7 protein-coding genes are annotated in these 7,798 nt (G+C 51.9%); 4 read left to right on the top strand and 3 right to left on the bottom strand.

Going from position 1 to position 7,798, the window contains the following annotated elements:
• Positions 1-53: 53 nt before the first annotated feature.
• The 3 genes from PFRI_RS21245 to PFRI_RS02305 all read right to left on the bottom strand — a co-directional run bounded on the left by PFRI_RS21245 (position 54) and on the right by PFRI_RS02305 (position 2,471).
• Positions 54-200: a hypothetical protein gene (locus PFRI_RS21245; RefSeq protein ID WP_170124895.1), complete on the bottom strand. Its 147-nt coding sequence runs from the start codon at positions 198-200 to the stop codon at positions 54-56.
• A gap of 79 nt (positions 201-279) precedes the next feature.
• A complete protein-coding gene (locus tag PFRI_RS02300; protein ID WP_072629146.1) occupies positions 280-966 on the bottom strand; it encodes a helix-turn-helix transcriptional regulator in 687 nt (228 codons plus the stop codon).
• Between the two features lie 134 nt (positions 967-1,100).
• Positions 1,101-2,471: a glutamate--cysteine ligase gene (locus PFRI_RS02305; protein ID WP_072629147.1), complete on the bottom strand. Its 1,371-nt coding sequence runs from the start codon at positions 2,469-2,471 to the stop codon at positions 1,101-1,103.
• A 265-nt stretch (positions 2,472-2,736) separates the two neighbouring features.
• On the opposite strand from PFRI_RS02305, the gene PFRI_RS02310 reads away from it, so the two are divergent.
• From PFRI_RS02310 to yihA, 4 genes are all read left to right on the top strand, one after another.
• On the top strand, positions 2,737-4,269 hold the full coding sequence (locus PFRI_RS02310) for a GGDEF domain-containing phosphodiesterase (RefSeq protein ID WP_084649565.1): 1,533 nt from the start codon (positions 2,737-2,739) through the stop codon (positions 4,267-4,269).
• Positions 4,270-4,392: 123 nt separating this feature from the next.
• Positions 4,393-6,195, top strand: coding sequence for a membrane protein insertase YidC (yidC, locus tag PFRI_RS02315; protein WP_072629148.1), 1,803 nt, complete (start codon positions 4,393-4,395; stop codon positions 6,193-6,195).
• Entirely contained in the window at positions 6,195-6,932 is a 738-nt protein-coding gene (locus PFRI_RS02320) for an MOSC domain-containing protein (protein ID WP_072629149.1), read from the top strand. The genes yidC and PFRI_RS02320 overlap by 1 nt, the downstream gene beginning before the upstream one ends.
• Positions 6,929-7,582: a ribosome biogenesis GTP-binding protein YihA/YsxC gene (yihA, locus tag PFRI_RS02325; protein WP_072629150.1), complete on the top strand. Its 654-nt coding sequence runs from the start codon at positions 6,929-6,931 to the stop codon at positions 7,580-7,582. The genes PFRI_RS02320 and yihA overlap by 4 nt, the downstream gene beginning before the upstream one ends.
• The last annotated feature ends 216 nt before the right edge of the window (positions 7,583-7,798 follow it).

A 7,798-nucleotide genomic window follows, 5' to 3' on the forward strand; every position in this document is an offset into this window, starting at 1 on the left:
TGACCAGATCGCTGCATGACCAACAATCCTCAAACACCAGATTTGACAATAACTCAGATTTCATAGCCCGCAGCCTCGATGAGCTTGGACGCCAAAATTAGATTTACTTGCGCCGCCAGAACCGTGTCGTCCTGTAGGCTTTGATCATTTATCATTGCTTCCAATTCAGCAATGACAGTGCTTTTTGTTTCGTTCGACATACCCAAATACCCCAATCATTATCGCTCGCTAGCTATAGAGGTTTTGCAGAATGTCTTGTCACGTACTTACGTGAGTCCGCTAGATTTTAATGAGCCCACTACCGATTCCTCGGATCACTGCGCTCGTGCGGTCGTTCACATCTAGTTTTGTATAAATCCGGCGCACATGCGCATCAATCGTATGCGGCGACACTGACAAGATCGACGCGATCACAGAATTGCTTTTACCGCGAGCAAGCCAGCGCAAGATCTCGTGCTCACGCTTGGACAACTCCACAGCTGCCGTTTCATCCGCTCGCAACACACAGGCGCGCAAATGACCTGCTTGGGCAACACATTGAAACGCCCAGATGGACTGCGATGAAAGCTCAAGGCGCTCTGGACCAAACCCAAGCGCAACATAGGCGTTACGCATGGCAGGACCAAAGACATAGAACACCAACCCATCACCGATATTGGCTTGTTTTAACAAACTAAGATAGCGCTGCGCGTCTTCTGTCGACGGCGCAATATCCTCTAACTCATGCCAGTAAAACGGTTTGGCCGAGCGCGAAGCGAGTTCAGGAACAGGGTCGATCTGAACGAGATTTTCCTCAAGATACTTGCAGTTCCAAGTCTCTGGAAACCCTTCACGTCGCACCACAGGCTCTTTGCCATGTGTTTGGGTCGTGTAGTAACTGGCCATCGTGACGCCAATACTGCGAAAGTAGGTCGCAACGACATCCCAAAGCTCTTGGCTCGTTTCAGCTTCATGAATTTGAAGCATTATTTTGTCGAGCCTTTGCACCTAGGCGTCCTTCAAACGGGTAACACGAGCTATAAGAACCCGGTAGCGCAAACACTGTCATGCAAGCTTACCAAAGGTCAACTAATAGTAACGCACAGACATAAATAGAGATGTTAGTAGCTGTATTCGCCGTAGATCTTGCTCAGATCGCCACCCCAATCGCCGTGATACTTTGCGAGCAACTCATCCGCAGGCACCTGCCCGCTTTCTAAGCTTTCATGCAAAGCATTCAAGAAATGCGTTTCATCGGGCACCATCCCACCCGCACCAGGGCACGCGCGGGATTTCAAACCTGCATGGGAAATTGCGACCACTTCGCGCGCAAGGTCATGCATCTTGATCCCGTTCACTTCAGCCTGCAAACCATCCACAGAGGCGGCAACCCGCAAAGCTTCGCGCGTTTCTGCGTCCCACCCTTTTACCAAGTCCCAAGCCGCATCCAGAGCCGTTTGATCATAGGTCAATCCAACCCAGAACGCAGGCAGAGCACAAAGGCGACGCCAAGGTCCACCGTCCGCACCGCGCATCTCGATGAATTTCTTCAAACGCGCTTCAGGGAACGCAGTGGTCAAATGATCCGCCCAATCACTCAGCGTGGGTGTTTCCCCCGGCAGTGCTGGTAATTTGCCATCAAGGAAGTCACGAAACGACATGCCCAAAGCATTGATGTACTTGCCATCGCGATAGACAAAATACATCGGCACATCGAGCGCGTATTGAACCCAGGCTTCAAAGCCGAACCCTTCGTCAAAGACAAAGGGCAACATACCGGTACGCGCGTTGTCAAGGTTTCGCCAGATCACGCTGCGCCAGCTCTTATGATTGTTCACCTTGCCCTCAAAGAACGGCGAATTGGCAAAAAGCGCGGTCGCAACGGGTTGCAAAGCAAGAGCGACGCGCATCTTTTGCACCATGTCGGCTTCGGACCCGAAGTCGAGGTTCACCTGAACTGTACAGGTCCGGCGCATCATCGCCGTGCCCATGGTACCGACATCTTCCATGTAGTTGTTCATCAACTTGTAGCGGCCTTTGGGCATAAGCGGCATTTCTTCGTGAGACCACTCAGGCGCTGCGCCAAGTCCAATGAATCCAACGCCAATTTCATCCGAGATCGCGCGCACTTCTCGTAAATGTTGGTTTACCTCATCACAGGTCTCATGAATGGTCTCCAATGGCGCGCCAGAAAGCTCCAAAGCACCGCCCGGTTCCAGAGAAACATTTGCGCCGTCTTTCTCTAGCCCGATCAAATGCCCGCCTTCGCGCACCTCTGCCCAGCCATGACGGTCGCGAAGTCCTTCGAGAACAGCAACAATTGAACGTTCCCCCTCAAACGGCAAAGGCGCGTGGGTATCTGTCAGGTAGCCGAATTTCTCATGCTCAGTGCCGATTCGCCATTCACTCTTAGGGCGACACCCTTCTGCAAGATGCTCGGCCAATTGTGCGTGCCGCTCGATCGGTCCACCGCCGGATTGAGGAATAGACATGTGCTGGCACCTTTCGAGTAGCTTTGCTTCATCTCAGACTTGAGCCGATTTAAGGGGGGTGTCAATGGAGCGCTGGTGCAGCAAGACCCTGCAAATTTGCACAAAACTTTAAAGATCAGCCTTGTCTGTAAAGGGCTGATGCGAAACTCATTCAAAACTATCGAAAATCTGAAATTCATTCTGGCGCGACGTTAACGAAATCTCGCTTAGAACTTGGCATCAGGCAGGAACACTTTGCACGCTTTTTCTATTTGAGGACGCCATTATGTCAGCGACAAATTTGAAGTTCCCTTTCCTCAATTCCATGTCGCGTTTTGCGCGCCGCTCTTTGGCGATCACACTGTTGCCTGCTGGGTCTTGGGCCATTTATCAAATGTTTGGAGAAAACGGCTTGATCGCGATCGCCGTGGCTTTGCCTTTGCTTTGGGCGCTATTTGGCGGCTTTGAGCAAACCGAGACGTTAGATGATGTGAGCAAAGAAAATCAGCAAATCGCGCAAGCAGATCAGTTAGAAAATCGCATCAACGATATGTTGTTTGCGGCGGCACCAGACGCACGTTTGGCTCTGTTCTGCTTAGAGCTTGATAGCGCCGCGGATGTTACCCGCCGTCTTGGCGAAGCGGGTCTGAATAGTATTCAAGACAGGTTGCAGATGCGCTATGCAAGTTGTCTGAGAAACCGTGATATCGTGTTTCGCAGCGGCCCCTTACATTGGACAATTGTCGCGACACCCAGCTCAAAGCTGAACTTAGAGGTCGCTATTGCGCAAGCGAACCGCTTGCAAAATATTGCTGACGAACCTTTGTTAGTTGACGAAGATCGCCTGTATCTGAGCAGCTCTGTCGGTTTCACCGTCGCGCAAAAACCCTTCAAAGGCGCGCATGTTTTGCTCTCACAAGCGCAAAGCGCCTTGAGTGAGGCAATTTTGAACGGACCAAACTCAATTCGTGCGTATACGCCGTCAAAGGCCAATAAATTTGCAAAAGCACCTTCTTTCCATTTGCAAGATCTCAATGGTGACATCGACACCAGCTTAGTCGCGTGGTTCCTACCGCAGATTTCTACGGATACGGGCGAGATTACCGGCTTTGAGGCTTTAGCGCGGTGGCAAGACAATAATGGTCACATCCATTCTCCCGCGACTGTTCTGCCGGTTCTTGAACAACACGGCTTGATGGAACGGTTGACCGATCTGATCCTGACGCAAAGCTTGAAAGCCCTGCACACGTGGGATGCTCATGATCTAAAGATCGATACGATTGGCGTAAATTTTTCACAAACCGATCTGGAAAACCCAAAGCTCTATGAAAAGATCGCTTGGGATCTGGATCGCTTCGAAATTGAGCCGAACAGACTTTGTGTTGAGGTCCTCGAAAGCGTGATTGCTGGTGACGCTGATGATGTGATCGTGCGTAACGTGACGCGTTTGGCGGAAATGGGGTGTCAGATTGATTTGGATGATTTTGGGACTGGCCACTCCTCTATTTCAACGCTGCGCCGTCTGCCGGTGCACAGGTTGAAAATTGATCGCTCTTTCGTTGCAAAGGCGGATTTGGACAGTGAACAGCAAAAAATGGTGGCGACGATTTTGATGATGGCAGAGCGTTTGGATCTTGCTTGCCTTGCTGAAGGGGTCGAAACGCTTGGCGAGCAATCGATCCTCGCGCAGCTTGGATGTCGCTATGTGCAAGGGTACGGGATCGCCAAACCGATGCCTCTGGATCAGACACTGGATTGGATCGAAGGTTTTCAAGATCGTCAGTTGATTGCACCGGAAATTGGGCGAAAAAACAGCTAAAGCGCTGTCTAAGCGCAACCCAACGTCGCAGCAGCACCTGATTTGGGGCGAATCCACTTGACCTTTTGCGGCGCACATCGTTGAACGCAGCCTAACGCGGTTAACTCGAGGCGACCTTGTTTCATGGATGATCAAAACAAAAATCTGATGCTCGCAACAGCGCTCAGCTTCATTGTAATACTGGTGTGGTTCGTCTTGTTCCCGCCGCCTGAGCCAAGCCCTGCTGATCCGAACGCGGCAATCACCAGCGCAGAAGGCCAAGCAGTGCTTCCAACCGCGTCCGGCGATGAGGTTGCGACGAGTGGAGCTGCAACAAATGCAGTCGCAGAACCGATTGCAGATGCACCGCGTATCACGATCGAGACGGACCGTTTGAAAGGATCCATTTCGCTTTTGGGTGGTCGCATCGATGAGCTTGCGCTCAAAGATTATCGCGTCAGCCTGGATGAGGGTTCCCCCATCGTTGATTTGCTGGCCCCTGTCGGCCAAGCGAACCCTTACTATGCGCTTTATGGCTGGGCCCCGGGCGCAGGTCTATCGTTTGAGGAAGTCCCCGGACCGAACACGATTTGGAATGCTGATGGCAGCCGTGCGCTAAGCGTCGATTCCCCTGTGACGCTCACCTGGGACAATGGCATTGGATTGCAATTCACGCGTACGATCGCCGTGGACAAGGACTTCATGTTCTCTGTCACGCAAAGCGTTGAAAACACGGGCGCAGGGACTGTCAGTCTCGCACCATACGGCATTCTCGCGCGGCACGGTGAGCCGCAAGACCTGAAGAACTTCTTCATCTTGCACGAAGGCCTTGTCGCGATGGCCGATGGCGAGTTGAGCGAAATTGACTATTCCGATATGCCCGATTTCGACATCAACCCGAATGAAGGTGCGCGCGCGGAAGTCACACAAGTGGCAGAGCAAGGTTGGATCGGCTTCACCGACCAATATTGGATGACCACCCTGATTCCACAGCCCGGTGCATTTAAAGCGACCGCAAAATATGACGAGCGCCGCGATATCTACCAGAGCGAAGCAGTTCTTCCGACGCAAAAACTTGCCCCCGGTGAAACCGCTACTGTAAATACACAATTGTTCGCAGGTGCTAAGGAATGGGAAACCATTCGCAACTATCAAAAGGCGGGCGTTGATCGCTTCCTTGATAGCATTGACTGGGGTTGGTTCTTTTTCCTGACCAAGCCGATCTTTGCCGTGCTGCACTATCTGAACGCGCTCATTGGCAACATGGGTTGGGCGATTATTGGTCTGACGCTTTTGATCAAAGCGATCCTCTTCCCGCTCGCGTATAAATCCAACGTCTCTATGGCGCGGATGAAAGCGTTGCAGCCACAAATGGAAGTGATCAAGGAGAAGGCAGGCGACGACAAACAAAAGCTCCAGCAAGAGATGATGGCGCTGTATAAGAAGGAAAAGGTAAATCCTGTTTCCGGCTGTTTGCCGATCTTGTTGCAGATTCCAATCTTCTTCTCGCTCTACAAGGTGATTTTCGTCACCCTAGAGCTGCGCCACGCGCCGTGGCTTGGTTGGATCGAAGACCTGTCTGCGCCAGACCCCTCATCGATTTTGAACCTGTTCGGCCTACTCAACTTTATGCCGCCAGAGCCCGGTTCGATCCTTGCAATCTTCTCGCTTGGTATTTTGCCAATCCTTTTGGGTATTTCCATGTGGATGCAGCAAAAACTGAACCCAGCGCCCACTGATCCGACTCAAGCGATGATCTTTGCTTGGATGCCTTGGGTCTTTATGTTCATGCTTGGCACGTTTGCGAGTGGCCTTGTGGTTTACTGGATCGCGAACAACACGATCACCTTTACGCAGCAATACCTTATCATGCGCAGCCAAGGTGTGAAACCGGATGTGTTCGGCAACATTAGAGCTGGCTTCAAGCGAAAACCGAAAGCCGAGTGATGGCGACGGTCACATCCCTTTGGCGTCATCCGATCAAAAGTCATGGTCGTGAAGACGTCGCATCAACAACATTGATCGCCGGGCAAACCATGCCCGGTGATCGTGTTTGGGCGGTTGCCCATGAAGCGTCTAAAGCGGATGGGTCTGAATGGGTGCCTTGTGCGAATTTCAATCGCGTGAGCAAAGTGCCACAACTAATGGCAATGACAGCAACGCTTGATGATGCTGGGATAGTCACTTTGGAGCATCCTCAGCTCGGCACAATCAGCTTCAATCCAGATGGCGATATCGCTGGTTTTCTTGATTGGGTGCGCCCGATCATGCCAGCAGATCGCGCGCAATCCACACGTATGGTGAAAGTGCCAAATCGTGGCATGACCGACAGCGATTTCCCATCTGTGACGCTTTGCAATATCGCCTCGCATCGTGAAGTTGAGCGAAAACTTGGAATGGATTTATCCATCCACCGTTGGCGTGGAAATATTTGGCTGGATGGTTTTCCCGCTTGGGAAGAGTTTGAATGGATGGGCAATGATGTGCGCATTGGCGGTGCGATTCTGCGTCCGCTTGAGCGCACGGATCGATGCCCCTCGACACAATCCAACCCCGAAACCGGAATACATGACGCGGATACGCTCGGCGCTTTGGATAGCTTTGGGCACCGCGATTTCTCAGTCCGGGCGCAAGTGATCCAAGGCGGATTGATCGAGCTGGGCAACAAGGCAGAATTGATATGAGCCAACTTCCATTTCCGATCGCAGAAGAACCTGACGCGTTCTCGCATGAGAAGGGCCGATTGCTTTTTGCGGGTCAAACGGAGTTCGTCAAAGGCGTTGTTGCCATGTCAGGCCTGCCTGATGCGGACCGGATGGAGGTCTGCTTTGCAGGGCGTTCCAACGTTGGCAAGTCGACATTAATCAATGCACTCACAGGCCACAAAGCGCTTGCACGCGCGTCGAACACGCCCGGCCGCACACAGGAAATTAACTTTTTCACTGCCGGTGAGGGCCATTATCTCGTCGACTTGCCAGGCTACGGCTATGCGAACGCACCTTTGCCAATCGTTGAGAAATGGCAGCGTTTGCTCAAGCAATATCTTTCTGGCCGCCAAACCTTGCGCCGCGCATTCGTGCTGATTGATGCGCGGCACGGCGTTAAGAAAGTAGATCATGAGATCATGAGCCTGCTCGATAGCAGCGCTGTGACGTTCCAATGCGTTCTTACGAAAGTCGACAAAGTGAAATTGGTGGATCGTGAGAAGGTTCTGGATCAAGTGCGCGGCGAACTGTCCAAACACCCTGCGGCCTTCCCCGAAGTGGTCATGACCTCATCTGAAAAAGGTGACGGTATCGAAACCTTGCGGGCGATTATTGCGACGCTTGTTTAAGTGTATTTCAAGCAAACGTGATTAGAGATTTACCCATTTGTGAACGCATTATCTGCGCACAGATAGGGATCTCAGAATATGAAAAAATCGCGCAAACAACGCTCTGGCAAACAGAAACGTCAAACAACCGCTGAAGTGACCGCAGAACGTCACACTGCTGCTGACCTGCCCCCCGAAACTTCCCTCAGTTTAATGTAGAGTTTGCTCAACCATCGA

It is taken from the genome of Planktotalea frisia (assembly GCF_001890925.1).
In the GTDB taxonomy this organism is placed as follows: Bacteria; Pseudomonadota; Alphaproteobacteria; order Rhodobacterales; family Rhodobacteraceae; genus Planktotalea; species Planktotalea frisia.

What these genes read in the sequence shown, in the direction of transcription:
- yihA (WP_072629150.1), top strand. Translation starts at nt 6,929, where the DNA reads ATGAGCCAACTTCCATTTCCGATCGCAGAAGAACCTGACGCGTTCTCG.
- PFRI_RS02320 (WP_072629149.1), top strand. Translation starts at nt 6,195, where the DNA reads ATGGCGACGGTCACATCCCTTTGGCGTCATCCGATCAAAAGTCATGGT.
- yidC (WP_072629148.1), top strand. Translation starts at nt 4,393, where the DNA reads ATGGATGATCAAAACAAAAATCTGATGCTCGCAACAGCGCTCAGCTTC.
- PFRI_RS02310 (WP_084649565.1), top strand. Translation starts at nt 2,737, where the DNA reads ATGTCAGCGACAAATTTGAAGTTCCCTTTCCTCAATTCCATGTCGCGT.
- PFRI_RS21245 (WP_170124895.1), bottom strand. Translation starts at nt 200, where the DNA reads ATGTCGAACGAAACAAAAAGCACTGTCATTGCTGAATTGGAAGCAATG.
- PFRI_RS02300 (WP_072629146.1), bottom strand. Translation starts at nt 966, where the DNA reads ATGCTTCAAATTCATGAAGCTGAAACGAGCCAAGAGCTTTGGGATGTC.
- PFRI_RS02305 (WP_072629147.1), bottom strand. Translation starts at nt 2,471, where the DNA reads ATGTCTATTCCTCAATCCGGCGGTGGACCGATCGAGCGGCACGCACAA.